Genomic DNA, 25,091 nt, shown 5'->3' with positions numbered 1-25,091 from the left:
GGCCGGTAGTCCTGGACCGGTGACGAACCATCTTCCGGCCCGCGTCCTGACCGCCCTGGGCGCCGCCGTCCTCACGCTGACCGCGCTGAGCACGGCGGCCGCCGCCGGCACCGCCGCCCACACCGCCGCCCGCACCGCCGCCGATCCCGCGAGCTGGAGGTGGGGCCCCCTGCACTCGGCCGACGGACGGGCGACCGCCCGGGGCAAAGTCGTGGTCGGCCAGTCGGGGCTGGCGGTGACCGGCACCCTCGACGACGACCGCGGCAAGGACTGCTCGTGGGTCCTGATCAGGTACCAGAGCGGGAGCAACGGCCGCTGGCGCACGCACGGCGTCTACAACTGCCTGCCGGGCACCGGCTCCTTCCGCAAGAACGTCGGCGGAGCGCTGCAGATCCGGGTACAGGTGTGCCGGGGCGACGCCGCGCGGCCCGTCGGCCGGTGCTCGCGGTGGCGGACGACCTACACCCAGGGCGGCTGACGCCCGTCCCGCCGTCCCGGGGCGTCAGTCGGCGCGCTTCTTGCTGGCGATGATGTAGAGCACCAGCTCGCCGCAGGCGCGGCAGACCGTCATGTCGCCGTCCCCGCCCAGGTGGGCGGGCACGGACCGCGCGCCGCAGAACGCGCACGGCCGCTCCACCGGCTCCCGCTCGCCCCGCATCGCCCCGGCCGTCGCCAGCAGCGCGCATCCCAGGCAGATCGAGACCGACTTGCCGACGACGAGATCGGCGGGGTCGGGCGCCGCGCCGCAGAAGCCGCACTGGAACACCGCCGTCACCCCGATCCAGTCGCTCGGGCGGGCCTGCTCGCCGGACAGCACCATCCGCAGGACGCGCAGGCAGCGGCCGGCGACCTCGTCCGTGACGCCCGCCCGTCCGAGTTCGGCCCGGAGCTCCGCCCGCGCGCCGGGGTCCTCGGGCGGGAGCGCCTTCAGCAGGCCGAGCAGCGCCTCGTCGAGCGCGCGGAGGGCGTCGGCGGCGGAGGCGACGAGATCGCTCATGCCGCGCCGCCCGTGAGCGGCCGGCCCGGAATGTCACGCGCTTCCTCGTACGTCCACTCCGGGCGGCCGCGGCATTTGCCCGCGCGGCTTGTGCGTAATATCGCGACGCGCATCCGCCGCGCGTTATCACCAGTCGCACCGGAAACGCTTCCCGGCGATGACCGTTCTAGAATTCTGCACCACCCCGAGTCAATGGACGGGACCTCCGGGCCGAAGGGCATGAATTCATGCGCCCGGAATTCGGCGGCGAACTCGGTCCGGGCGGCGCGCAGGAGCGCCGCGGCGCCGGGCGCGGGCTTCATCTGCTCAGCCCCTGCCACCGCCCGCCAAAAACCCGCAGCTCACGGCCGCGTTCCGGCGCTCGGCCGGCACGCCGGCGGGCGTCCCGGGGCGTCGAGTATTCGCATCCTTAAGCAGGGTCACGCATTCCCTCATTTCCGGCGGAGGCGCGGGCGCCCCTTTCGCGGCCATCATCGCCCCGGCCCAATAAAGCGTCAACGGGCGACGGCCCTACATTTTCCCTATATTGCGGCGTGGCGCCGTCTTGCGCGCCCCGGGTTGTCCCGGCACGCTGGCAGACGTGGCGGATAACCGTACTGGAAAGGGCCGCGCGCGAGCGGCGCGCAGATGGTCGGCCGCGCCGCGCAGCCAAATGTTCAGCCTGCCGGAAATCCTCGCCAAGCTCGCCGACCCCGACCGCGAGGCGCCCGGCGATCCGGAGCTGCGTGACTTGTTCGAACGCGACCAGGCCGACCGGCGCGACGACGCGCCCGGCGACGGCGGCGAGCGCGGCCCGGCCCGGCGGGCGCGGTGCATGGAGAAGTTCGCGGCCGGAGAGGTGCGCTCGCCGGGCGACTACTACCACCTGGCCGCGGTGATGCAGCACGGCGGGCTGGCCGAGCACTACCACCTGGCCTTCGAGCTGGCGCGGCGGGCGGCCGACGCCGGTTGCCGGCCCGCCCGCAGGCTGGCGGCCTCGGCCCTCGACCGGTGGCTGCTGCAGATGGGCCTGCCCCAGCGGTACGGCACCCAGTACGTCGACATCGGCGGCCGCTGGTCCCTCTACCGCGTCGACCCCGTCACCACGGACGCCGAACGCACGGTCTGGGACGTCCCGCCCCTGGCCGAGGCGCTGGACCGGGCCGAGGAGATGAACCGCGCCGACGGCCTGGGCTGACGCCCGCGCCCGACCGCCGGACGGGGCCGCGCCCGGCCTCTCCCGCCGGAAACCGGACACGACCTTTGCCACTGGTTTTCGCGGAATTCCCGGGTCGCGGCGGGCCGGCGGGCGAACCTGACCATGACATGTTCCCGTCCCGGTCGAAACAGGCAGGTTCCCATGGTCAGACGGGCTCTCGTGGCGCCGGTCCCGCTCGCTCTCTCGCTGGTCGCCGTTCTCGCGGTCGCGCCGCCGGCCCAGGCGGTGACACTGGAGGAGAAGCTCGCCGCGCTCTCGGGATTCACGCAACCCACCGCGTCCAGCGCCGCGGCCTGGCGGGACGCCTGGGCCGACCAGGGGTCGTGGTCCGACTTCGACTTCGACTGGTCGAGCGACGGCTGTACGAGCAGCCCCGACCAGCCGCTCGGCTTCGACTTCTCGATCCCGTGCCGGCGGCACGACTTCGGCTACCGCAACTACCAGGCCGTCGGCGACTTCCCGGCGAACAAGGAGCACATCGACAAGGCGTTCTTCTTCGACCTCAAGCAGGTGTGCACCCAGTACTCGATCTTCCGTCAGCCGAGCTGCAACGCGCTGGCCAAGCTGTACTACCAGGCGGTCCGCCACTACGGCTCCCCGCGCGGCACCGGCGGGGAGATCGTGCGGGTGCCGGACAGGGAGGCTCTACGACAGCAGGGCGCCGCTGAGCCCGCAGACGGCGGTGACAAGATGTTCGCCCAGAGCGCGCCAGGATTCTTCGACTGAACCGGCGGCGACGTGGCCGGCCGCCAGGTCGGCCTCCAGCTCGGCGCCCATGTGCACGACGAGCAGCCGGATCATCGCCGCCTGCCGCTCGGACAGCTCGCTCTCCAGGTCGCGCATCGAGGGCGGGCGCAGCAGCTCCAGCCGGCGGAACGAGGGCGTGCTCAACGTCGCCCGCGCCGCGTACTCGCGCAGGGACGGCTCCACGACGGCCTGGGCGAGGAACCGCCCGTACCAGGACGGGGTGCCCAGCTCGATGTGGTGCTCGATGCTCGGCGCGATCGCGCAGGTGATCCAGTCGCGCAGCGACACCTCGCCCGCCGCCTCCAGCGCGGCCACCATCGGCAGGCGGTGCCGGTCGACGGCGGCCGCGTGACGGGACAGGATCGCGTGGATCAGCTCGTCACGGGTGCTGAAGTGGTATTGGACGGCGGACTTGTTCCGCTGGCCCGCGGCCTCGCGGATCATCCTGATCGACACGTGCGCGAAGCCGTGCTCGGCGTAGAGCCGCTCCGCAGTCTGCATGATCCTGTCCTTGGCCCGGATCGAGCGGGGAGACGGCGCGGCGACCGCCGTACTGACGTCCATGACCGGTCCTCGATCTCGTTTCCACCACCGTCCCCGAACGCTATCCCATGCCGCCTGCGGAGGTCATCGGGTCACCAGGTGACCCACACGTCCTGGAGGCCGCCGGACAGGCCGCCCGTGCGCAGCCGCAGCTCGCCGGGGTCGTCGCGGAGCCGCAGGCCGGGCAGCCGCCGTGCCAGCAGGCCCAGGACGACCTGCAGCTCCAGCCTGGCCAGCGGCTGGCCGAGGCAGTAGTGGCGGCCGGCGCCGAAGGTGAGGTGCTGGCTGCTGTTCTCCCGGCGCGGGTCGAACCGGTCGGGGTCGGCGAACTTGGCCGGGTCGCGGTTGGCCGCCGGGATGTTGGGGATCAGCGTGCTGCCGGCGGGCACGGTGACCTCGCTCAGCTCGACGTCCTCGGTGATGAACCGGGGCACGCCTCCGATGGCCGACAACGTGCTGTCCAGCCGCAGGACCTCCTCCACGGTGCCCGGGATCAGGTCGGGGTCGTCGATCACGGCCTCGTAGCGCTGCCGGTCCGACAGCAGCATCGCCGTCATGATGGCGATCATGTTGGACGTGGTCTCGTGGCCGGCCAGCAGCAGCCCGCGCACGGTGGCGATGAGCTCGTCCTGGCTGAGCCTGCCGTCCTCGGCGTCGGTGATCTGGGTCAGCTCGCTGAGCAGGTCGTCGCCGGGGTGGGCGCGGTTGCGGTCGATCAGGTCCGAGACGTACGCGTTGAACTCCCGGTAGGCCGTGTCGACCTCCTCCTGCGTGTTGCGGGTCAGGGTCAGCATCGTGCGCGACCAGTGCGCGAACTTGTCCTGGTCCGAGCTCGGCGCGCCGACCAGCGCGCAGATGACCCGTACCGGCAGGGGCAGGGCCAGGCCGGACGACAGGTTGCCCGGGGAGCCCTTGGCCAGCATGGAGTCGAGGAGGTCCTCGGCCATGGCCTGGACCCGGGGGCGCCAGACCTCCATCTTCCTGGCGGTGAACCAGCGGCTCAGCAGGCGTCGCCACCGCATGTGGCCCTCGCCCTCGCCGATGTCGCCGGCGCCGTCCTTGCGCCGGTTGAACAGGCCGCCGTCCTCGGTGGTGGACAGCCGGGCGGCGCCCTCGCGGGCGAGGTTGCGGCTGAAGCGGGGGTCGGCCATGACGGCGCGGGCGTCGTCGTACCTGGTGACCAGGGCCGCCACGTCGCCGCTGGGCAGCCGTACGTGGGCCACGGGGCATTTCTCCCGCAGGTCGGCGAGTTGCGGGGGCGGTTCCAGCGCCGTGGGGCGGTCGAAGGGGAAATCGGGGATCGCGTCAGCGGTCATGCGTCCTCCAGCTTGAAAGCCCGACACTTCGAAATATAAGGCGATCGACTTATTTGAGGCAATCGTCTTGACTGGATGGATTACTTCGGGTGCGGGAAATCTACCGACGCGTTGCATCCCCTTGGAGAACCTCCCGGCCGCCAAACCGGCACGTATCGGATTACCGCGATACGTCGCTATGCTGGCATCCATGGCGGAGGCTCCACTTATGACAGATTCCGAGCTGTCCGACGCGTTGCGGGCGCTGGCGAACCCGACCCGGCTGCAACTGCTGTCGTGGTTGCGGGAGCCGGAGCGCCACTTCTCCCTTGAGGGCGCGATCGCCGACCCGGTGGAGGTCGGGGTCTGCGTGACGCACATCCAGGCCAGGGTGGGGCTGGCGCAGTCGACGGTGTCGGCGTACCTGAGCGAGCTGCAGCGCGCGGGGCTGGTCCGCGCCACCCGCGTGGGCAAGTGGACGCACTACAAGCGCGACGAGCGGCGCATCGCCCAGCTCGTCGCCACACTCGGCCGCACACTGTAGAAGCCGCGCGCCACAGAAGCCGCACACCGCAGAAGCCGCGCCCTTCCCTCCCGGAGGCCACCCGGTTTCCATATATCGACATTTTGCGATATGTCTATCCATCTAGGCATCGACACATGACGAGGGGACGTCCCATGGGCAGCATCGACGGCCTGGATCTCGGCACGTTCGGGATCTACACGTTCGACTTCGAGCACGTGCCGGCCGCGCAGATGCGCGAGTCGATCCAGGAGCTGGAGGAGCAGGGGTGGCGGGCGTTCTGGATGCCCGAGCTGCTCGGGCGCGAGGCGCTCACGCACGCCGGCTTCCTGCTGTCGTGCACGCGGCGGATGCACATCGTGAACGGCATCGCCCAGATCTGGGCCCGCGAGGCCAGGTGGACGTACGGCGCCGCCCTGCTGCTGGCCGACGCCTACCCCGACCGGCACGTCCTCGGGCTCGGCTTCGGCGGCGCCCCCCGTCCAGGGACGACCCCGCTGACGGCCATGCGGGCCTACCTGGACGAGCTGGACGAGCTGGAGACCGTCAACCCGGCCCCGAAGTCGGGCGTGCGCCGCCTGCTGGCCGCGTACGGCCCCAAGATGCTCGAACTGGCCCGCGACCGCGCGGCGGGCGCCCAGACCTACCACGTCAACGTCGCGCACACCGCCGAGTCACGGCAGCTCCTCGGCCCGGACGCGTTCCTGGCCGTCGAGCATCCGGTGCTGTTCGAGACCGACCCCGCCAAGGCCCGCGCCGCCGCCCGCGAGCACCTGCGCCCCTACCTGAGCACGCCGTACAACGTGGCGAAGTTCCGGCGGCTCGGGTACGCGGAGGAGGAGATCACCGGCGGCGGCAGCGACCGCCTGGTGGACGACTTCGTCTTCTGGGGCGACCTGGACACCGTCGTCGGCAAGCTGCGCGCCCACGTGGACGCGGGCGTCGACCACGTCGCCGTGCAGGTGATCGGGATCGAGCCGGGCCGGACGGCGATGCCCCACTGGCGGGAGCTGGCCGGCGCCCTCTCCCCCGGCCGCGCCTGACCGCCATCCCCCGCGATATACAAACGATCGGTCGTTAATATAGTTTGGCGGCATGACATCCGAGACCGGCCGGCGCGCCGCATGCTGACCTCCCGCTGGATCCCCGGCCCCGAGAGCGACCGGCCGGGGCCGCTGGTCGCCGCCCTGACGGACTTCCGCATGCGGCGGCTGCTCGACCTGGCCGGCATCGCCCGGAGCGGCCGGTCCCTGAGCCGCCACTGGCCCGGCCTGCCGGGCGCGGTGGGCATGTGGCTCTGGGCGGACCTCGCCGGCCGCCGGGTCGGCTCGCTGTCGGTGTGGCGGAGCGAGGAGGATCTGCGGGGGTTCGTCCGGTTGCCCGAGCACGTCGCGATCATGCGCGCCTACCGCGACCGGGGCGCCCTGCGCTCCCGTACGTGGCCCCTCGACGCCCTCGACCGCGGCGCCCTGCTGCGGTCGCTGCGCTGACCCGCCGGTCGATCGGGCCGGCGGGCCCGCTCATGGCGGACCGTTCCGCGGGCACGCTAGGGTCGGGCGGGAACGGCAGCCGGAAGGCGGGGACGGATGGCGTGGGCAGCCCGGGTGGTCGCCGTCGTCATGGCCGTGCTCTCGCCGGCGCTGGTGCTCGCGGCGCTCCTGATGTACGCGGCGCTGCCGCCGCAGTGGCGGCTGCCGGAGATCTTCAGCCCGCTGGCCGCGGCCGGGGTCACCTTCCCGGCCTTCAGCGCGTTCCTCATCGTGCACCGGCCGCGGCTCAGGCTGGCCTGGCTGATGTGCGCGGGCGGTCTCGGCGGCGCGGTCAACACGTTCTGCCAGTCGGCGATGCTGGCCGCCGCGGCGGGCGGGGATCTGGCGCTGGCGGGGCTGCTGAGGTTCCCCGCGCAGGTCGGCTGGGCGGTGTCCGGGCTGCTGCTGGAGATGTTGCTGCCGCTGTACTCCCCCGACGGCAGGCTGCCGTCGCGGCGCTGGCGTCTGGTGGTGCTGCTCGGCGCGGTGTCGACCGCGGTGGAGCTGGCCCACATGTTCCTGCGTCCCGACCCGCCGGCCGAGGGCTATCCGCTGCCCGCGGTCATCCCCAATCCGTTACAGGTCCCGGAGCTGGCGCCGATCTGGCCGGTGGTCACGGTGGTGGCCTGGACCGGGATCCTCGCGACGCTGCCGCTGGCGGCGTGGTCGATGCTGCTGCGCTTCCGCCGGGCCGGCCCGGACGTGCGGCGGCAGATCGGCTGGCCGCTGTTCTCCTTCGGCGGGTACATCGTCTTCATGCTCGCCGGCCTGGTCGTGCCGGAGCTGTACTGGTTGTCGATCGGGTGGGCGACGGTCATCCCCGTGTCGATGGTGATCTCGGTGACCCGCTACCGGCTCTACGGCATCGACACCGTCGTCAGCCGGACGTTCGTCGCCGCCGGGCTGCTGGCCGTGGTCGGCGGGGTCTACTTCGGGGTGGCCACGCTGTCGAGCCTGCTGGTGTCGGGCTACCACCAGGTCGCCGGGCTCGCCTCCGCGCTGCTCACGGGCGCGTTCTTCCAGCCGTTGCGGCGGGCGCTGCAACGCGCGGTCGACCGCCTGCTCTACGGGCCGGTGGGCGATCCGCGCGTGCTGGCCGAGCGGCTGGCGCAGGAGGTGCGCAGGGGCGATCCGGCGCAGGCGCTGGCGGCGGTGATCGGCGTGCTGCGCGAGGGCCTGGCGGTACGCGGCGTCGCCGTCGAGGTGACCAGCGGCGAGCCGGGCAACCCGGTCAGCGTGGCCAGCACGGACCGGGGGCAGCTCGGCGACTCACCGCGCGAGGTGCCCCTGATCTGGCACGGCGAATGGGTGGGCCGGCTCCTGGTAGGGCCGCCCGCCGCGCGCCGCTTCCCCGCCGCGCACGACGAGCGGGTGCTGGACACGCTGGTCCCGTACGCGGCCGACGTGGCCCACGCGGTCCGCCTGGCCGCCGACCTGCAACGTTCGCGCGAACGCATGCTGGCCGCCCGCGAGGAGGAGCGCCGCAGGCTGCGCCGGGACCTGCACGACGGCCTGGGCCAGACGCTCAGCGGGCTGGCGATGACCGTCAACATGGCCAGGCTCAGCCTGAAGAGCTCGCCGGAGGCGGCCGACGGGCTGCTGCGCGAGCTGCGTGCCGGCATGGACGCCGTCACGGGCGACCTGCGGCAGCTCGTCCACGGCCTGCGCCCGCCCGCCCTGGACGACCTGGGCCTGGCCGCCGCCGTGCGGGCGCTGGCCGCGCCGGACGGCCCCGCCGCCGAGGTGATCGCCGAGGGCGACCTGACCGGCCTGCCGGCCGCCGTCGAGGTGGCCGTCTACCGCATCGCGCAGGAGGCACTGACGAACGTGCGGCGGCACGCGCGGGCCACCCGCGTCCGGGTCGAGCTGCGCCGCGAGCCGGGGGCGCTGCGCCTGCTGGTCGCCGACGACGGCCGGGGCCTGCCGCCGGAGCACCGTTCCGGCGTCGGCCTGACCTCGATGCGCGAGCGCACGGCCGAGCTGGGCGGCATCTGCCTGCTCAGCGGCGCGCCGGGGACGGGCACCACGGTCGAGGTCATGCTTCCGGTCCAGCCCTGACCGTGCGCCTCACCGGCCCGACCTCCTCCTGTCACGTAGAGTGCTGGACGATCACTTTCGATAACTCCCATGGAGGTGTCCATGAAGCTCATGGGCCGTATCACCTGCGCCGTGGCCGGTGGCGCGCTGCTGGCCGTCGCGCTCACCGCCCCGGCCGCGGCCGACTCGCTGGCCGCCGGCGGGCCCGTCGGCGCGCTGCTCCAGCCGGTGCTGGACGTGCTCAACGCGGTGAACGACACGTCCACCCTCGGCGCCCTGCTGCCCGGCGGCATCATCACCGCCCGCTGACGCTCGCCCTCCCCCCGGGGCGACCGCGCACTGCCCTGCGGGCCCGTCCGGGGCGTACCGTGGTGCGCGGCGGTCATGGCGGAGGGCGGGAGCAGCGTGCAGGGGTGGGAGCCGTCCACTGTCGTCAGTGACGAACTGGTCGATCCGTCGCCGGTCGCCGCGCTCGCGGCCCTGTTCGACGACGGCGTGCCGGTCCCGGGGCCGGGCGCGGAGCTGCCGCCGCTGTGGCATTGGGCGGCGCTGGCGCGCTGGCCCGTCTCGTCCGTGCTGGGAGGCGACGGGCATCCGGTACGCGGCTCGTTCCTGCCGCCCGTCGGCCTGCCGCGGCGGATGTTCGCCGGGGGCGAGGTCGTCTTCCACGGGCCGCTGCGGGTGGGCGAGACCGTACGCAGGCAGAGCACGGTGGAGTCGGTCACCGAGAAGTCCGGGCGGTCGGGACGGCTGGTCGTGGTGGTCGTGCGCACCCGGCTGACCGGCCAGGACGGCAGTCCCGGGCTGGAGGAGCGGCAGGACCTGATCTACCGGGAGGCCGTGGCCACCACCGGCCCGGCGGCGGCGGCCGAGGAGGCCGTGGCGGCGCGGGCCGCCGGTTCCCCGTTCCGCAGGGCGGGCGCCTGGGAGTGGCACTTCGACACCGATCCGACCCTGCTCATGCGGTTCTCGGCGGCCACCGCCAACGCCCACCGCATCCACTACGACTGGCCGTACGCCACCCGCGTGGAGGGCTATCCCGGCCTGGTGGTGCACGGGCCGCTGATGACGCTCGCCCTGGCCGAGACGCTGCGGCTGGAGAGGCGTCCCGAGCGGGTGACGCGCATCGCCCACCGCAACGACCGGCCGCTGTTCTGCGGGCAGCCGGCACGGCTGCTCGGCCGCAGGACGGCCGACGGCTTCGCGCTCGACCTGGCCGGCCCGGCGGGCGCGGCCACCGGCCCGCACACCACCCTGGCCGTGACGGCCGGTTAGACCGGGCAGGCGCCGCCCGTCAGACGGCGATGACGTGCTCGGCGAGCTCGCGGGCGGCGGCGCCCGGGTCGGTGCCGGGGCGGGTCGCGCCGACGGCGAGGGTGCCGTCGATGAGGATGAGGAGCTGGTCGGCGGCGCGGCCGGGGCGCGGGTGGCCGAGCGCGGTCAGCTCGCGCGCCAGCAGCTCGTGCACCTGGCGGCGGTAGTCGCGGGTGACCTCGTGCGCGGGATGGGCGGGGTCGGTCAGGCCGAGGTCGGCGGCCAGGTAGCGGCAGCCGTGGAAGCCGGGCCTGGCGACGATCTCGCCGATCCGGTCGAAGACGGCCAGCAGGCGCTCGCGCGGGTCGTGGCCGGCGGCGTCCATGGTGCGGCGGTAGTCGGCGGCGTCGGCGTCGGCGGCCGACCTGAGGACCTCGACGATCAGGCCGTCCTTGCCGCCGAAGTGCTCGTACAGCGAGCGCCGGGCCACGTTGGCGGCCTTGAGCAGGGCGTCTACGCCGACGTTGACGCCCTGGCTGTAGATCAGCTGGTCGGCGGCCGTCAGCAGGCGCTCCCGGGGGCCCGGTCCCGTGCGAACAGTCATGAAGCCAGGTTGCCACGGGTTGACGAGTAGATCAACCGGTCGATATACACAGATAGACCGATCGATCTACCAGCTTCCTTCTGGAGTAGCCGTGTCCTTCCCCACCACCGCCGACGTCATGGAGCGCTTCAACCGGGCCTTCGTCGAGCGCGACCGCGGCCTGCTCGACGACCTGGTCGCCGAGGACTGCGTGATGGAGTCCGTGCAGCCGGCCCCCACCGGCGAACGCGTCACCGGCCGCCGGGCGTGCCTGGACTGGTGGGGCGCGCTCGTGGACGACCAGACCAGCGCGTTCGAGCCGCAGGAGGTCGTCGTCGCCGGTGACCGCGCCACCATCCACTGGCACTACCGCTACGGCCCCGGCCCCTCCGACTGGGTCAGCGGCGTGAACCTCATGCGCGTCCGCGACGGGCAGATCGTCGAGGCGCTCGGCTTCAGCAAGACCGCCGGCGAAGTTCCCCTGGCCACCGCCTGATGAACGTCATGCGCAGCTACCACGTCGACAGCGGAGCCGGCATCGAGGGCCTGTCGGTCAAGGAACACCCCGTCCCCGCTCCCGGCCCCGGGCAGGTGGTGGTCGCGGTACGGGCCACCTCCCTCAGCTTCCGCGAGCTGATGATCCTGCGCGGCGAGTACGTGCTCCCGGTGAGACCGGACGTCGTGCCGGTCTCCGACGGCGCCGGCGAGGTCGTCGCGACCGGCCCCGGCGTCGAGTCGGCCCGCGTCGGCGACCGGGTCACCGCCACCCTGTTCCCGAGCTGGCAGGACGGCCCGTTCGCCCTGCGGCACCTGCCGCAGCTCGGCGGCTCGCTGGACGGCATGCTCACCGAGTACGCGCTGCTCGACGAGCACGCGCTCGTGCCGATCCCGGCCCACCTGTCCTACGAGGAGGCCGCCACGCTGCCCTGCGCCGCGGTCACCGCCTGGAACGCCCTGACCGGCGACGGCACCGGCTCGCTGACCGGCCGGACCGTCGTCACCCAGGGCACCGGCGGGGTGTCGCTGTTCGCGCTGCAGTTCGCCAAGGCGCTGGGCGCCCGGGTGATCGCCACGACCAGCAGCCCGGCCAAGGCCGAACGCCTGTACGCGCTGGGCGCCGACGAGGTCGTCGACTACCGGGCCACCCCCGACTGGGCGGCCCGGGTGCGCGAGCTGACCGGGGGCGAGGGCGCGGACCACGTCATCGACGTCGCCGGCGACCTCGGGCTGTCACTGGCGGCCACCGCGATCGGGGGCCAGGTCGCCAGCGTCGGGTTCGTCCTCGGCGACCCGCCGCCCCTCGACGCGCGGGCGGTCTTCAGCGCGGGAGCCACGCTGCGGGGGATCGCCGTCGGCAGCCGCGCGCAGTTCCTGGACATGAACCGGCTCATCGAGACCCACCGGCTGCGTCCGGTCATCGACCGCGTCTTCCCCTTCGACCAGGCGCCCGACGCCTACCGCCACTACGCGTCGGGCAGCCCGTTCGGCAAGGTCGTGATCACGGTGTGAGCCTGCTGGAGCCGCGCGCGGCTTCGTCCTAGCAGGGGGTCTCGTGGAACTCCGGGTACGAGCCGCGGGTGCCCACCCACGTCACGTCGCCCACGCAGTTCTCGTACTTGACGCCGACCAGCGTGGTCCGGGTGGAGTCGCTGTAGTAGTACGTCTCGCAGTGGTAGTCGATCTGGCAGGCGCGGGCCTGGGCGGGCGAGCCGGCGACGGTGAGCGTGCCGAGGGCGAGCAGGACGGCGAGCGATGCGCGACGAATCATGGAGATCCTCTCTGACGCGAGGAAGCGCTACTGCCCCTGATGATCGATCGCCGGAGCGAACAGTTCAATACGGTTCATCACGGTTCATCGCACTTCAATGCCGACAATGCCTGGTACCCCATCGCGAAGGCGAAATGATCGCCCCTGTCACCGACATAGGATCTTTTCATCTGGTAGATGGCCGATTGTCGAAGGGCTTCCATGACCCACCCCCTCAGCCGCCGGTCCGCCCTGCTGGGGGCCGCGGCCGTGGCCGGAATCGCTCTGTGGGAGAAGCCGGCCGAGGCAGCCGGCGCCGCCGCGTTCGACGCGGCCCGGGAGCGATGGGTGAGCCTGCTGGCCGGCGACACGTACGACCCGGCGTACCTGGACAAGACGCAGGCCGTCGAGGGCTCGGCCAACGCGGTGCTGCGCAAGATGGCGCCCGCCCCCGGCAGGCCCAGCCTGTGGCCCGACCTGCCGCTCGACGACCCCCGTACGGGCAACTTCAACCGCTCCTACAACCGCATGCGCACGCTGGCGCTCGGCTGGGCCACGCCGGGCACCGACATGCACCGCGACCAGCGGGTCGCCGAGGCCGCGGCCACGGCCCTGGACTTCCTGTACGAGCACGCCTACCGCGAGGGCCTCGACCGCCGCGGCAGCAACTGGTACTGGTGGGAGATCGGCGTCCCGCGCGCGCTGACCGACACCTGCGCCCTGCTCTACGACGGCCTGCCCAAGGACGACCTGCGCCGCTGGCTGCGTCCGCTGCGCCACTGGTGCCCCGACCCCGAACGCCGCGTCAGCCACCCCGGCGTCGTCGAGACGGGCGCCAACCGGGCGAGCAAGGCCATGGCGGTGGCGATGCGCGGGCTGCTCACCCACGACGCCCGGCTGCTCAAGCGGGCCAGGAAGGCCGTCTCCGACCTGCTGCGCCGCACCGGCGGGCCGGGCGACGGCTTCTACCGCGACGGCTCCTTCATCCAGCACGGCGTGTTCCCCTACAACGGCAGCTACGGCGTGGACTACCTGGAGAGCGTGGCCAAGCTGATCGCCATGCTCGCCAGGTCACCGTGGGAGATCCGCGACATCGGGAACATCTACCACATCGTCGACCGCTCGTTCACGCCGTTCATCTTCGACGGGCTGATGATGGACTGCGTGCGCGGCCGGCAGATCTCGGTGCAGGGCCACCGCGACCACCACTCCGGGCAGAAGGCGGTCGAGGCCATCCTGACGCTGCTGGAGACGGCGCCCGAGCGCCACGCCCGGCGCTGGCGTCCGATGGTGAAGGGCTGGCTCACCCGCAACCAGGCCGTCCCGTACGCCGCGGTCGCCCCGCTGGCGAGCGTCGCGCGGGCGCAGGCGCTGCTTTCTGACGCGTCCGTGCCGGTCGGCCCCCGCACGACCGGCACGTACGTCTTCGCCGACATGGACCGGGTCGTGCACCGGCGTCCCACCTGGGCGTACGCCATCGCGATGAGCTCGGAGCGCATCGGCGCGGCCGAGGGCATGAACCAGGAGAACCTGCACGGCTGGTACACCGGCGACGGCATGACGTACCTCTACACCGCCGACCTGACCCACTGGAACGACGACCTGTGGCCGACGATCGACCCGTACCGGCTGCCGGGCACCACGGTCGACACCCGCGGGCGCGCCGACCTCCCGCACGGCGCGCGCCGCCTGCCGCCCACCCCGTGGGCGGGCGGCGCGGCGCTCGACGGCGAGTACGGCGTGGCGGCGATGAGGCTGATCGCCGACGGCTCCTCGCTGCGGGCCAGGAAGGCGTGGTTCCTGCTGGACGACGGCGTGATCGCCCTGGGGGCCGGCATCACCGCCTCCGACGGCCGCCGCGTCGAGACCGTCGTGGAGAACCGCAACACCCACGGCGCCCATCCCCCGCTGACCCGCGGCGACGGCTGGATCCACCTGTCCGGCGTGGCCGGGTATGCGCTGCTCGACGGCGCCGAGGCGAAGGTGATCCGCGAGCGGCGCACCGGCCGCTGGCGCGACATCGACACCGGCGCCACCACCGGCGGCGACCGGACCCCCGTCGCCAGGCACTACACCACGATCCTGGTCGACCACGGCGTCGATCCGCGCCGGGCCCGCTACGCCTACGCCGTGCTGCCCGGCGCCACCCCCGGGCAGACCGCGGCCTACCGCGGGCGGGTCGAGATCCTGGCCAACTCCCGCACGGTCCAGGCCGTCAGCCGGGACGACCTGATCGCCGCCGTGTTCTGGCGCGCGGGGACCGTCGAGACCCCGCACGGGCCGCTGGCCGCCGACGGGCCGTGCGCCGTGCTGTTCCGCCACGACCGCCACCGGGTCCGGCTGGCCGTCTCCGATCCGTCCAGGACCGCCGACGAGGTGCGGATCAAGCTGCCGTGGCCGGTCAGGTCGGTCAAGGAGGGCGACCGGGGGGTGCGCCGGTCCAAGCGGGCGGTCAAGATCGAGGTCGGCGGCAGCCGCGGGCACACCCGCACGGCGGTCCTGCGCGTCTGAGCCGCCGGTCATGAGCCGGTGGTCATGAGGCGCCGGTGGGGGCGTGCGGCAGGAGCTCCGCCGCCGGGACGCCGGGGTCGGCCAGCCGGCGCGGATCGGCGGTGTGCCCGGCGGCGACCAGGGCCCGGAGGTGGCCGGCGGCGTCCTGGCCGTCCATGGTCAGCGCGGCCACCGGGACGCCGCGGTCGAGCCAGAAGGCGGTGAACCCGGGCTCCCCCGGCTCGCCCCTGGTGACGACGCGGTCGGAGGCGGTGGGCAGGCCGACGTATTCGAGGGTGGACCCGTACTGCGTGGAGAAGAAGTACGGGACGTGGTCGATGGTGACCGGCTCGCCCACCAGCGTGGCCGCGGCGGCGGTCCCGTGGACGACGGCGTTGTCCCAATGCTCGATCCGGACCGGTTTCAGGTAGCGCGGGTGCCGGTGGCGGGCGACGTCGCCGGCGGCCAGCGCGGCCGGGTGCGAGGTGCGCAAGTGCCCGTCGGTGACGATGCCGCCGTCGACGCGCAGCCCCGCCGCCTCGGCCAGCCCGGTCTCGGGGACGGCGCCCACGGCGACCACGACGAGGTCGGCCGGGACGCGCCGCCCGGCGACCGTGCGCACCGCCTCGGCCGAGCCCGTCCCGAGCACGGCCTCGACGCCGTCGCCGGTGAGCAGCTCCACGCCGTGGTCGAGGTGCCGGCGGGCGACCGCGCCGCCGATCCGGTCGCCGAGCACGTGGTAGAGCGGCGTGGGGAGCGGGTCCACGACGGTCGTGGGCACGCCGAGCGCGCGGGCGGCGGCGGCGACCTCGCAGCCGAGCCAGCCGGCGCCGACCACGACGACGGCGGAGGCCGCGCGCAGGGCCGCGCCGAGGCGTTCGCTGTCCTCGCGGTCGCGCAGGTAGTGGACGCCGTCGAGGTCGGCGCCCGGCACCCGCAGGCGGCGCGGGCGGGCGCCGGTGGCGATCAGCACCTGCCCGAACGGCAGCTCCACATTGCGCCCCAGCTTCACCCGCCGGCCGTCGAGGTCGAGCAGGGTGGCGGGGGCGCCGAGGGCGAGGGCGACGTCCTGGGCGGCGTAGAACCGCGGGTCCAGGACGTCTAGCTCGGCGGCCTCGGTGGCGCCCAGCAGATAGCCCTTCGACAGCGCGGGACGCTGGTAGGGCAGGTGGTGCTCGGCGCCGACGAGCGTGAGCGGCCCGTCGTAGCCGTGGTCGAGCCGCAGGGCCCGCGCGGCCTGGGCGCCTGCGAGGCTGGCGCCGATGATGACGATGCCGGGATCGGCGGGCATGGGGACGCTCCTTGTGAACGGGATCGGGCCGGCGCGAGAAGGGTCAGACGACCTGGAGGTTGGCCATCATGGCCATGTCCTCGTGCTCGGCGTTGTGGCAGTGGAAGAGGTAGCGGCCGCGGTAGCCGTCGAACCGGGTGATGATCTCCACCGACTCGCCCGGACGCAGGGAGACGGTGTCCTTCAGCCCCGCGTCGTGGGGCAACGGCGGCCGGCCGCTGCGGGAGAGCACCCGGAAGCCGACCAGGTGCAGGTGGACGGGGTGGTGGACGTCGGCGACCATCCGCCACACCTCGACGTCGCCGAGGCCCACCGTGACGTCGGACCGGGCGGGGTCGAACGGCAGCCCGCCGATCAGCCAGCCGCGGCCGTCGTGCATGCGGCCGGCGCGGAAGGACAGCTCGCGCACCCGTACGGCGTCCGCCCGCCGCCACTCCGGCAGGTCGGTGGACAACACGCGCGGGACCCGGCTGTCGTCGGCCGCGGCGCGCGCGACCCGGAAGGCCATCACGTCCCGGGTGCGGCCCGAGCCGAGCCGGTTCACGATCCGGACGCGCCCGCCGACCGGGACGCGGGCGAAGTCCACGACCACGTCGTAGCGCTCGGCCGGCGCGATCGGCAGGACCCGGTGGGTGACGGGGGACGCCAGCAGCCCCTGGTCGGCGCCGATCTGCACGAGGTCGAGCCGCCGCCCGTCGTCGAGCACGGCTTCGAGCTCGTAGTGGCGGGCGTTGGAGGCGTTCAGCAGGCGCAGCCGGTGGCGGGCCGCGTCCACCTCGTGGACCGGCCAGGGGGCGCCGTTGACCAGGATCACGTCGCCGAGCACCCCGGCGATGTACGGTTCGAGCACGCCCGGCCGCTCCCGCAGGGTGGGGTCGAGGGCCGGGTAGGCGAGCTCGCCCTCGGCGGTGAACGCCCGGTCGGCGATCATGAGCGGCAGCTCGCGCGGCCCCGCGGGCAGGCCGAGCGCCTGCTCGGCGTCGTCGCGGACGATCTGCAGCCCGGCCAGGCCGCGCCAGATCGCGGGGGCGGTGAAGTCCATCCGGTGGTCGTGGTACCAGAGCAACGTCGGCCGCTGGTCCAGCGGGAAGGTGTAGTCCCTGGTCCGCCTGCTCAGCACGGCCCGGGGGTCGCGCATGCCGCCCATGCCGGAGCCGTGCCCCATGTGCATGGTGGGCTCGGTCCAGCCCTCGGGCAGCACGAGGTCGGTCGGGTAGCCGTCGGAGGCGGCCGGGGTGCGCCCGCCGTGCAGGTGGACGACGGTCGGCACGGGCAGGTCGTTGCGGTGCGTCACGGTGATGGGCCGGCCCCGGCGGGCCTCGATGGTCGGGCCGGGGAAGGTGCCCCCGTACGTCCAGGCCCGGGTGCGCACGCCGGGCAGGATCTCCAGGGTCGTCTCGCGCTGGACGATCTCGTAGCGGTCGCCGCCGCCCGCGGTGCCGGACGGCGCCAGCACGGCGGGGATCGGCAGCGGCACCTGGAACGGCGGCGGCAGCGGCAGGTCGCTGCGCAGCTCGGCGCCGGTGATCGAGGGCCGCCGGGCCATCGCGGCCGAGGCGCCGAGCCCGGTGGCCGCCATCAGCCCGAGCGCGCCGCCGATGCCGAGCGCCTGCCGCCTGGTCACGCCGTGCGCAGGCCGGTCGAGCTCAGGCATCGCGGGCCGCCCGGCGCGGGAAGGGCCGCCGCCACACGTCGATGAACTGCACCGTGAGCGCGGCGACGGTCGCCACCCCCAGCGGGATGTGCAGCCACAACGCGCCGTCGAGCCCGGCGAAGTACTGCGCCGTCTCGGCCGCCACCACCGCCGCCGTGGCCAGGAACGGCCCGTTGCGGCGCAGGCGCGCCCATACCACGATCGTCACGATCAGCTGCAGGTATCCGATGGAGGTGACCACGTCGGCGCCGAGGGAGTGCCAGCGCAGGCTGTCGTAGTCGCCGGTCAGGTAGACGCCGGCGAACACCGGCTGCCCGGCGATCGCCGCCATGTGGGCGCTGACCGTCGCCCGCAACGTCCAGCCCACGGGTGCCGTGCGGCGCGTGGCATCGGCTCGCGGTCCGTCGACCACGCTGAGCATCGAGGGTCCTCCTCATGTCCGTCCTGGTGAAACGCCTCCGACGCTATGGCTCCCGCGTTATCTTGTCCAAGATCTATATTGCTATGGTGTTATGCGTTGGGAGGCATGATGGATCTGAACGCACTCCGCCAGTTCCTGGTGGTGGCCCGGCTCGAACACCTCAGCGCCGCCGCGGAGGAGCTGCGCGTCGCGCAGCCGTCCCTGAGCCGGACGATCGCCCGCCTGGAGGGCGAACTCGGCACGCCGCTGTTCGACCGCGGCGGGCGGCTCCGGCTGAACGACGCCGGCACGCTGTTCCGCGGCTTCGTCGAACGGGCGCTCGGCGAGCTCGACGCCGGGACGCGAGCCGTCGCCGAGGCCGCCGGCGAGGGGTTCGGCACCGTACGCCTGGCCTCGGAGACCTTCCTGACCCTCACCGGGCCGCTCGCGGCCTACAAGCGCGCCCATCCCTCCGCCGAGATCGAGCTCCACTGGGCCCCCGCCGACGACATGAGCCGCCGCCTGCGCGCCCAGGAGTTCGACCTGTGCGTCGCCTCCCAGCCGATCCACGCCGACGGGCTGGAGTCGGCCGAGCTGCTGGACGAGCCCGTCGGGCTGGCCACCGCGCTCGACCACCCGCTGGCCGGTCGCACGTCGGTGACCATCGACGAACTCGCCGACCAGCCCTTCGTCACCGCCCGCAAGGGACACTGGCAACGCCGGCTGCTCGACCGGCTCTTCGCCGCCAGGGGCCGCACGCCGCGGATCGTCTGCGAGGGCGACGAGTCCAGCGCCATCGCCGACCTGATCAGCACGGGGCTCGGCATCGGGCTCGTCCCGTCCCTGGCCCGCCGCTCCACCACCCGCGCCCCGCTGGCCTGGGTGGACGTCGACGACCCCGGCTGCCGCCGCACACTCACCCTGTTCTGGGGCGCCGACAGCCACCTGTCCACCGCCGCCCGCCTGATGCGCACCACCATCACCAGCTGGGACTGGCTGGCCGGCGAACCCCAGGAGAAACGCTGAGCGTCGCGGTCTGCGGGAGGCGGGCCAGGATCAGGCTCCCGGTGGTGGACCTGGGCGATCGCCGGGCCCCGGAACGGCACCGGCCGCCGATGGCCTGCCACCGCGTACGCCCGTTGGCGCCGGAAGATCGCAGCCCCTAGCGTGTCGGATCGTGAATGCCACGACCGTCACCTACGTCAGGGCCCTCGACATCCACGGCGCCGCCGCCGGTCTGCTGCGCTTCGCGGCCCCGTACGAGGTGGACTCCCTCCTTGGCGATCCGGTCGCCCAGGGCGCCCTCGTCAGTTACGGCATGCTCAACCGGGTCGTCGCCGAGGCGCTGCTGCGCCGTCCGGGCCCGAAGCGGCTCCCGCCCGCGGACGTGCTCCTCGACCCCGTGGCGTGCCTGCTCGGCCGGCTGCTCGACCTGGACGACCCCCAGGTCAACGGCCGGCTGTTCCTCTCCCCCGGGATGCCCCGCAACCTCCTCAGACAGCTCGCGCACCAGACCTCCCGCCACGACGGCCGCACCCTGCTGCCGTTTCCCGAGGACGTGCTGGAGGCGGCGGTCACCCAGAGACACCAGTCGTTCCTGCTGCACGCCGCCGACCCCGGCATCGCGGCCCGTGCTCTGCGGAGCCTGGGCAGGGGCGCGGACCCGCACGGCGCGATCCAGGCCTGCCGCACGCTGCTGGACGCCGGGCGTACCGCCGAGCTCGCCGAGCTGGTGAAGCAGGACCTGCTGCCCGATGCCCGCTGGGGCGCCGGGGAGGCGGAGCCGAGCGTGAGCGCGTACGCGCGGGCCGCGCTGACCAGCCAGGAGGGCGCGGCGCGGCTGCGCGAGGTGAGCGAGCGCCTGCGGCGTCCCGAACGGCTGCGTTCGGCCGCCGAGCTGGCCGACGCCGCCGCCCGCGCGCCGTACGGCGCCGCGCGGGCCCGCCCGGTCGTCCACCGGCGGCACCCGTCGACCCCCCGGGTGGACTGGGCCGCCGTGCTCGACGACGAGCCGGAGCGGCGGCGACGCGAAGGCCCGCTGCCCTACCGGGCGGCCAGGCTCATGGCGCAGCGCGCGGACGTCCCCGAGGAGCTGCTGCTCCTGGCCGTCGCCGACCATCCCGAGCTGGCGCCGCTCGTCCCCAGCCCGTCGCCCGCGCTGCTCGCCCTGGTCCGTGACCGTTTTCCGGCGATCGGCGCGGGCGCGATGGCGAAGGTCGCCGGGAACGGCCACGTCGCGGGCACGCTCACCGCCGAGGAGATCGTCGCCGGCCTGCCGCCCAAGGCGCTCGACCGGTACGCGGAGTCGCTGTGGCTGCCCGGCCTGCGCGGCACGGCGGCGGTCCGCACGCTGCTCGGCCGGGACGGCGACGTGCCGCTGCGCCCGTTCGTCGTGGACGAGACCGGTTCCGGCCCGCGCCGCCGCCTGCGGACCCCCGGCGTACGGGCCCACTGGGACGCCGAGACCCTCTACGGCCGGTTGGCCGCCGCCGAGCTGCGGCGGCTCGGCGAGCTGACCGCCGACGAGGTGCTGTCCATGGTGAGCCCCGAAGCGGTGCTCGCGCCCCCGCCCGGCGTGCTGCCGGATCCGCGCGTGCTGCTCCGGCTGGCCGAGCTGGTCCACCGGCACCTCGGCGGCCGTCCCGAGGCGTGGATTGTGGCGCTGCGCCTGCTCAGGGAGGGCTTCGTCGGCACCCTGCCCGAGCTGCTCGCCACGGCGGGCGCGGTCGCCGGCTGATCCCTCACCAGGGTGCGACGCGGTAGTCCTTCAGCAGGCACCCGTACGGCGGGTCGCCGGCCTCGCCGCGCACGATCGGGTCGTACACGCGGGCGGCGGCGTCCACCGCGTCCAGCGGCGGGCGGAAACCGGCGGCGGCCCGGCGGCGCCGGTCCGGGTCCGGCTGCTGGTCGGAGAACCAGCCCGGGTCCACGCTGGTGACGTAGACCCCCGCGGCGGCCAGCTCGGCGGCGCTGGTGAGCGTCAGCATGTTCAGCGCGGCCTTGGCCATGTTGGTGTGCGGGTGCTCGGGCCCCTTGTACACCCGGCCGAACTGGCCCTCGGCGGCCGAGACGTTCACCACGTACCTGCGCGGGCGCGGCGAGCCCACGAGCAGCGGGCGCAGCCTGCCGATCAGCAGGAAGGGCGCGGTCACGTTGATGAGCTGGACCTCCAGCAGCTCCACCGGGTCGACCTCGTGGACCAGCCGGGTCCAGGAGTTGTCCGGCGCGGGGTCGGGGAGCAGTCCCGCGACGTCCACTGCGGCGTTCGCTGTGGCGCTCGCTGTGGCGCTCGCTGTGGCGTCCAAGGCGGCCCCCACGGCGGTGTCCGGCGTGGGGGCCGCCCCCGGCGGAGGCGTCCGCCCGGCGGTCAGCTCGGCCGTCTCCTCCCCCGCGAGCAGCGCCTCGTAGGAGGCGGCGGGCGGACGCACGGTCTGGGCGGCCAGGTTCACCAGGATGTCCAGCGGCTCTCCCGCGGCCACCTGCTCGTCGCACCACCGCACCACCGCCGGGACGTCCCGCAGGTCCATGCCGGTGACCGTGAGCCGGTCGGCCCACTCCTCGTGACCGGGCACGGCGGCGAAGCGGCGGCGCGCGTCCTGCGGGAACCGGGTCAGCGCGGTCACCGCGGCCCCGTCCCGCAGCAGCTTCAACACCAGCTCGAACCCGGCCTTCACCCGGCCGCCGGTGACGACGGCACGCCTGCCGGTGAGGTCCGTCCTGGCCGTGCGCCGCCGCGCGTTCTCCTCGCCGCACACCGGGCAGAGCCGTTCGTACCGCTCGTCGGCCGTACGGAAATGGGCCTTGCAGACGTAACACCTGATCAGGCCGCCGATGCGAGAGGACGGCTCGGCGGGCCGGGCGACAGCCCCGGAGGTCGGGCCGGGGACGCCGATCGCGACGGCCGGAGCGGGGACGCCGGCGAGCGCGGCCGCGTCCCGCTCGACGAGCCTGCGCCGCTTCCCTGCCCGCTCGTTGTCCCGCGTCCTGCTGAGGAAGGCTCGGGCCGCTTCCCGGACGCGGACGAGGTCGGGATCACCCTCGGGCGCCTCGGCCAGCTCGGAGAGCACTCTTAGGCACGCCTGCAGGTCGTCGTCGCGCACAAATCAGATGATATTGCCGGGTCTGTCTGGCTCTACTGAGATCCATGGGAGGAACACGGCTGACGTCAGCGCTGGCCGACTTCATCGACGCGGTGATCGATCTGGGCGCGCCCGTCCCGCTCACCGACCTGGAGGCCAGGCTCGCCGACCGGCGGGTGACGGGCTGCGCGAGCTGACCGACGACCTCGACGGACGAGGCCCCAGAGGCCCCGAGGGCACGGACGCGGGCGACGTGGTGCACCGTGTCCTTGCCGACGCCGAGCTGTCGCAGCCGCGCGCCCACCGGCGCACCGCCGCCCGCCTGGCGCCCCTGCCCCTGCCCAGCTCAGGGCCGCCTACCTGATGGGGTGGACGGCGAGCCCGGCGCTTCTGAATCGACGTCTTCACGGCCGGCCCTGCCCCCGAGGCGGCCGCCGCGCGGGGAAGCGGTCGTGGTCTACGGAGGGGGTGGGGCGATCCAGCGGCGGTAGGCGTCCAGGTCGACGTTGGCGCCGCAGACGATGGTGACCACGTGCCGGCCGGCGAAGCGGTCGCGGTCTTCGAGGATCGCCGCGACGCCCAGCGCGGCCGACGGCTCCACGACCAGGCCGGCGTGGTCGAGGAGCAGCCGCATGCCGGCCACGATCGACTCCTCCCGCACCAGGACGGCGTCGTCGGCGACCACCAGGAGGTCGTCCAGGACGGCCGGGATCGGACGCCGGCCCGCGACGCCGTCGGCGATGGTGCGGGTCGGGCCGGTGGTGACGACGCGCCGCCGCCGCCACGAGCGGGTCATCGCGGGCGCGCCCAGCGGCTGGACGCAGATCACCTCGACGCCGGGCGCGAGCTCCTTCAGCACGTGCCCCACGCCCGTGGCCAGCGCCCCGCCGCCGAGGGCGATCAGCACCGCGTCGTACGGCGGCGCGGCCCCGGCCAGTTCCAGGCCGATGGTCGCCGCGCCTTCGCAGGTCTCGACGTCGAGGCTGTCCTCGACCAGCCGGATGCCGTCGCGCCCGGCCAGGGCCGCCGCCCGCTCGCGGGCCAGGTCGAAGTCGCCGTCGACCAGCTCCAGCACGGCGTCCAGGGCGCGGATGCGGTCGAGCTTGGCGGCGGGCGCCGAGCGGGGGGCCACGACGGTGACGTCAAGCCCCCGCCGGCGGCCGGACCAGGCCAGGGCCTGGCCGAGGTTGCCCGCGCTGGCGCACACCACGGCCCGCGCGCCGCCGTCGGCGAGCAGGCTCGCGACCAGCTCCGTGCCGCGGGCCTTGAAGCTGCGGACCGGGTTCGCCGTCTCCAGCTTGACGCTCACCGCGCACCCGAGGTGGGGCTCCAGCGCCGGGCAGGGGAACAGCGGCGTGTCGAGGAACATGGGGTCGATCAACGGGCGTGCCGCCCGGATCCGGGCCGTGTCGAGCCGCGTCTGCCGCACGGCACAGGAGCGTAGCAACGGCCGGGTAAGAGAACCCGGACACGCGGCGCGACCGTCCGTACACTTTCTGTCGCTGGTCTGCGTGGCCTTACGGCCCGGTCAAGAGAGGGCAGGTGGGGAGCGATGAGCGAGGTCCAGGGCGGCGGGCTGCCGCCGGGCGCCGCGGAGGCCACCGGGCCGGAGTCGGTGACCTGTCACGAGGATCTGGTGAGGCTGCTGGCCGAGCAGTTCGCCCGCGCCGACGTGTCGCTGCGGGAGTTGCAGGCGCGGGCCGACAGGGCGGGCGGCGTCCGGTTGCCGCGCAGCACGTGCGCGGACATGCTGGCCGGTCGGCGCTTTCCCAAGAAGGCGGTCATGGTGGCGTTCCTGCGGGGGTGCCGCGTGCCCGACCACCGGCTTCCCGCGTGGGAGCGGGCCTGGGACCGGGTGCGGATCAGCCGGCTGCCCGCCGGGGCCTGGGATGATCGCAGTTCGCAGGCGTCCGACGACCCGCCGCCGTCCGCGCCCGGCCCGGCGGGACCGGCCCTTCCGGGTGAGGCGGCGGCGGTCCCGGCGGGGCCGGGCCTGCCTGGTGAGGCGGCGTCGGTCGTGGGCGGCGGTGGGGCGCGGCGGGCCGTCCTGCTCGCCGGGATCGCCGTGCCGGTGGCCGCCGCGCTGGCCCTGGCCGTCGTCGTCGCGCTGCGGCTGACGGGACGGCCCGAGCCGCGGCCCGAGGTCGCCTCCGGCCAGACCGTGGACCCCGGTCGAACCGTGGAGTCCGGCCAGACCGTGGATTCCGGCCAGATCGTCACCGACGACGGCCGGGCGTTCCCCCGCGGCGGGTCGAGCCGGTTCACCGTGAGCGTCAGCCCGGCCAACACCGGCGTACGGCTGATCCGCCGGCTCGACGCCGGCGTCGCCCTGCAGGACGCGACCATCACCGTCGACGGCGTGCCCGCGGCGAGGTGGCGGCCGCTGCTGGAGGACGCCGTCCACAAGTGGCGGAACCAGATCGTCGACCTCCCGCCGCGTCTGACGGCGGGCCGGCGCGCGCTCACCGTCGTCAACACCTGCGTGTCCGACTCGGGGTTCAACGAGTTCCTCTACACCGTGGAGCACCGGATCAACGGCGTCTGGTCGGTCGCCGACCGGGTCGACGTGGGCCCCGAGCATCCCGCGAGCGAGGCGGCGCACGACTACCGCGTCGTGCGCGGCGACTGGGCCCACCATCAGACCTTCGCCTACCCGCCGCGAAGGGAGGACTGGGACGTTCGCTAACGTAGCGGCCCGGGGGCAGGAGCCGGGCCGGGGTCGGG

26 protein-coding genes are annotated in these 25,091 nt (G+C 74.1%); 16 read left to right on the top strand and 10 right to left on the bottom strand.

Translation table 11 applies throughout. The annotated features are described in order from the left end of the window. Positions 1-19 precede the first annotated feature (19 nt). Entirely contained in the window at positions 20-478 is a 459-nt protein-coding gene (locus tag ACIBQ8_RS31185; RefSeq protein ID WP_397193644.1) for a hypothetical protein, read from the top strand. A 24-nt stretch (positions 479-502) separates the two neighbouring features. Here ACIBQ8_RS31185 and ACIBQ8_RS31180 read toward each other — a convergent pair whose 3' ends face one another. After that, entirely contained in the window at positions 503-997 is a 495-nt protein-coding gene (locus ACIBQ8_RS31180; RefSeq protein ID WP_397171730.1) for a hypothetical protein, read from the bottom strand. Positions 998-1,649: 652 nt separating this feature from the next. Here ACIBQ8_RS31180 and ACIBQ8_RS31175 point away from each other — a divergent pair. Both ACIBQ8_RS31175 and ACIBQ8_RS31170 read left to right on the top strand, forming a co-directional pair. Beyond that, positions 1,650-2,174: a hypothetical protein gene (locus ACIBQ8_RS31175; RefSeq protein WP_397171731.1), complete on the top strand. Its 525-nt coding sequence runs from the start codon at positions 1,650-1,652 to the stop codon at positions 2,172-2,174. A 162-nt stretch (positions 2,175-2,336) separates the two neighbouring features. Beyond that, positions 2,337-2,921, top strand: coding sequence for a phospholipase (locus tag ACIBQ8_RS31170; protein ID WP_397171733.1), 585 nt, complete (start codon positions 2,337-2,339; stop codon positions 2,919-2,921). Here ACIBQ8_RS31170 and ACIBQ8_RS31165 read toward each other — a convergent pair. Continuing rightward, complete coding sequence (locus ACIBQ8_RS31165) at positions 2,841-3,506, bottom strand: TetR/AcrR family transcriptional regulator (RefSeq protein ID WP_397171735.1); 666 nt, start codon at positions 3,504-3,506, stop codon at positions 2,841-2,843. The genes ACIBQ8_RS31170 and ACIBQ8_RS31165 overlap by 81 nt on opposite strands. A 71-nt stretch (positions 3,507-3,577) precedes the next feature. Beyond that, positions 3,578-4,801: a cytochrome P450 gene (locus tag ACIBQ8_RS31160; protein ID WP_397193643.1), complete on the bottom strand. Its 1,224-nt coding sequence runs from the start codon at positions 4,799-4,801 to the stop codon at positions 3,578-3,580. A 208-nt stretch (positions 4,802-5,009) separates the two neighbouring features. Here ACIBQ8_RS31160 and ACIBQ8_RS31155 point away from each other — a divergent pair, with 208 nt between their 5' ends. The 6 genes from ACIBQ8_RS31155 (at position 5,010) to ACIBQ8_RS31130 (ending at position 10,144) form a co-directional block, all read left to right on the top strand. Next, on the top strand, positions 5,010-5,324 hold the full coding sequence (locus ACIBQ8_RS31155; RefSeq protein WP_397171738.1) for an ArsR/SmtB family transcription factor: 315 nt from the start codon (positions 5,010-5,012) through the stop codon (positions 5,322-5,324). A gap of 134 nt (positions 5,325-5,458) precedes the next feature. After that, entirely contained in the window at positions 5,459-6,346 is an 888-nt protein-coding gene (locus ACIBQ8_RS31150; protein ID WP_397193642.1) for a TIGR03620 family F420-dependent LLM class oxidoreductase, read from the top strand. Between the two features lie 81 nt (positions 6,347-6,427). After that, positions 6,428-6,793: an antibiotic biosynthesis monooxygenase family protein gene (locus ACIBQ8_RS31145; protein WP_397193641.1), complete on the top strand. Its 366-nt coding sequence runs from the start codon at positions 6,428-6,430 to the stop codon at positions 6,791-6,793. Between the two features lie 96 nt (positions 6,794-6,889). Beyond that, entirely contained in the window at positions 6,890-8,890 is a 2,001-nt protein-coding gene (locus ACIBQ8_RS31140; RefSeq protein WP_397193640.1) for a sensor histidine kinase, read from the top strand. Between the two features lie 81 nt (positions 8,891-8,971). Then, positions 8,972-9,178: a hypothetical protein gene (locus tag ACIBQ8_RS31135; protein WP_397171743.1), complete on the top strand. Its 207-nt coding sequence runs from the start codon at positions 8,972-8,974 to the stop codon at positions 9,176-9,178. Between the two features lie 75 nt (positions 9,179-9,253). After that, positions 9,254-10,144, top strand: coding sequence for a MaoC family dehydratase N-terminal domain-containing protein (locus ACIBQ8_RS31130; protein WP_397171744.1), 891 nt, complete (start codon positions 9,254-9,256; stop codon positions 10,142-10,144). Positions 10,145-10,163: 19 nt separating this feature from the next. Here the strand turns inward: ACIBQ8_RS31130 and ACIBQ8_RS31125 are convergent, their stop codons facing one another. Beyond that, positions 10,164-10,727: a TetR/AcrR family transcriptional regulator gene (locus tag ACIBQ8_RS31125; protein ID WP_397171746.1), complete on the bottom strand. Its 564-nt coding sequence runs from the start codon at positions 10,725-10,727 to the stop codon at positions 10,164-10,166. 91 nt (positions 10,728-10,818) lie between these two features. Here ACIBQ8_RS31125 and ACIBQ8_RS31120 point away from each other — a divergent pair, with 91 nt between their 5' ends. Then, positions 10,819-11,202 carry a nuclear transport factor 2 family protein gene (locus ACIBQ8_RS31120; RefSeq protein ID WP_397171748.1) on the top strand — a complete coding sequence of 128 codons (384 nt, stop codon included), beginning with the start codon at positions 10,819-10,821 and terminating at the stop codon, positions 11,200-11,202. An 8-nt stretch (positions 11,203-11,210) separates the two neighbouring features. Beyond that, positions 11,211-12,215: an NAD(P)-dependent alcohol dehydrogenase gene (locus tag ACIBQ8_RS31115; RefSeq protein ID WP_397193639.1), complete on the top strand. Its 1,005-nt coding sequence runs from the start codon at positions 11,211-11,213 to the stop codon at positions 12,213-12,215. A gap of 28 nt (positions 12,216-12,243) precedes the next feature. Here the strand turns inward: ACIBQ8_RS31115 and ACIBQ8_RS31110 are convergent, their stop codons facing one another. Continuing rightward, the gene (locus ACIBQ8_RS31110) at positions 12,244-12,474 is read right to left on the bottom strand and encodes a DUF6289 family protein (protein WP_397171751.1); all 231 of its coding nucleotides are present in this window, start codon (positions 12,472-12,474) and stop codon (positions 12,244-12,246) included. 201 nt (positions 12,475-12,675) lie between these two features. Between ACIBQ8_RS31110 and ACIBQ8_RS31105 the strand changes: the two genes are divergently transcribed. Then, the gene (locus ACIBQ8_RS31105) at positions 12,676-14,964 is read left to right on the top strand and encodes a polysaccharide lyase 8 family protein (protein WP_397193638.1); all 2,289 of its coding nucleotides are present in this window, start codon (positions 12,676-12,678) and stop codon (positions 14,962-14,964) included. Positions 14,965-14,986: 22 nt separating this feature from the next. Here the strand turns inward: ACIBQ8_RS31105 and ACIBQ8_RS31100 are convergent, their stop codons facing one another. The 3 genes from ACIBQ8_RS31100 to ACIBQ8_RS31090 are packed head-to-tail and all read right to left on the bottom strand — an operon-like array spanning position 14,987 to position 18,309. Then, entirely contained in the window at positions 14,987-16,234 is a 1,248-nt protein-coding gene (locus tag ACIBQ8_RS31100) for an NAD(P)/FAD-dependent oxidoreductase (RefSeq protein ID WP_397193637.1), read from the bottom strand. Positions 16,235-16,277: 43 nt separating this feature from the next. Then, positions 16,278-17,888: a multicopper oxidase family protein gene (locus ACIBQ8_RS31095; protein WP_397171756.1), complete on the bottom strand. Its 1,611-nt coding sequence runs from the start codon at positions 17,886-17,888 to the stop codon at positions 16,278-16,280. Continuing rightward, on the bottom strand, positions 17,881-18,309 hold the full coding sequence (locus ACIBQ8_RS31090; protein WP_397193636.1) for a hypothetical protein: 429 nt from the start codon (positions 18,307-18,309) through the stop codon (positions 17,881-17,883). Before ACIBQ8_RS31090 ends, ACIBQ8_RS31095 begins: the two co-directional genes overlap by 8 nt. 105 nt (positions 18,310-18,414) lie before the next feature. On the opposite strand from ACIBQ8_RS31090, the gene ACIBQ8_RS31085 reads away from it, so the two are divergent. After that, a complete protein-coding gene (locus tag ACIBQ8_RS31085; RefSeq protein WP_397171759.1) occupies positions 18,415-19,314 on the top strand; it encodes a LysR family transcriptional regulator in 900 nt (299 codons plus the stop codon). Positions 19,315-19,465: 151 nt separating this feature from the next. Continuing rightward, on the top strand, positions 19,466-21,025 hold the full coding sequence (locus ACIBQ8_RS31080) for a hypothetical protein (RefSeq protein WP_397193635.1): 1,560 nt from the start codon (positions 19,466-19,468) through the stop codon (positions 21,023-21,025). A gap of 4 nt (positions 21,026-21,029) precedes the next feature. On the opposite strand, the gene ACIBQ8_RS31075 is transcribed toward ACIBQ8_RS31080, so the two are convergent. After that, complete coding sequence (locus ACIBQ8_RS31075) at positions 21,030-22,388, bottom strand: SDR family NAD(P)-dependent oxidoreductase (RefSeq protein WP_397193634.1); 1,359 nt, start codon at positions 22,386-22,388, stop codon at positions 21,030-21,032. Positions 22,389-22,432: 44 nt separating this feature from the next. Between ACIBQ8_RS31075 and ACIBQ8_RS31070 the strand changes: the two genes are divergently transcribed. Continuing rightward, positions 22,433-22,564: a hypothetical protein gene (locus ACIBQ8_RS31070; RefSeq protein ID WP_397193633.1), complete on the top strand. Its 132-nt coding sequence runs from the start codon at positions 22,433-22,435 to the stop codon at positions 22,562-22,564. A gap of 260 nt (positions 22,565-22,824) precedes the next feature. Here ACIBQ8_RS31070 and ACIBQ8_RS31065 read toward each other — a convergent pair whose 3' ends face one another. Further along, entirely contained in the window at positions 22,825-23,796 is a 972-nt protein-coding gene (locus ACIBQ8_RS31065; RefSeq protein WP_397171760.1) for a threonine/serine dehydratase, read from the bottom strand. Positions 23,797-23,919: 123 nt separating this feature from the next. Here ACIBQ8_RS31065 and ACIBQ8_RS31060 point away from each other — a divergent pair, with 123 nt between their 5' ends. After that, the gene (locus tag ACIBQ8_RS31060) at positions 23,920-25,053 is read left to right on the top strand and encodes a hypothetical protein (protein ID WP_397171762.1); all 1,134 of its coding nucleotides are present in this window, start codon (positions 23,920-23,922) and stop codon (positions 25,051-25,053) included. The last annotated feature ends 38 nt before the right edge of the window (positions 25,054-25,091 follow it).

Source organism: Nonomuraea sp. NPDC049646 (assembly GCF_044465525.1).
Classification (GTDB): domain Bacteria; phylum Actinomycetota; class Actinomycetes; order Streptosporangiales; family Streptosporangiaceae; genus Nonomuraea.
The sequence above is the reverse complement of the archived record's forward strand: the minus strand, read 5'-3'. Positions and strand labels throughout refer to the sequence as shown.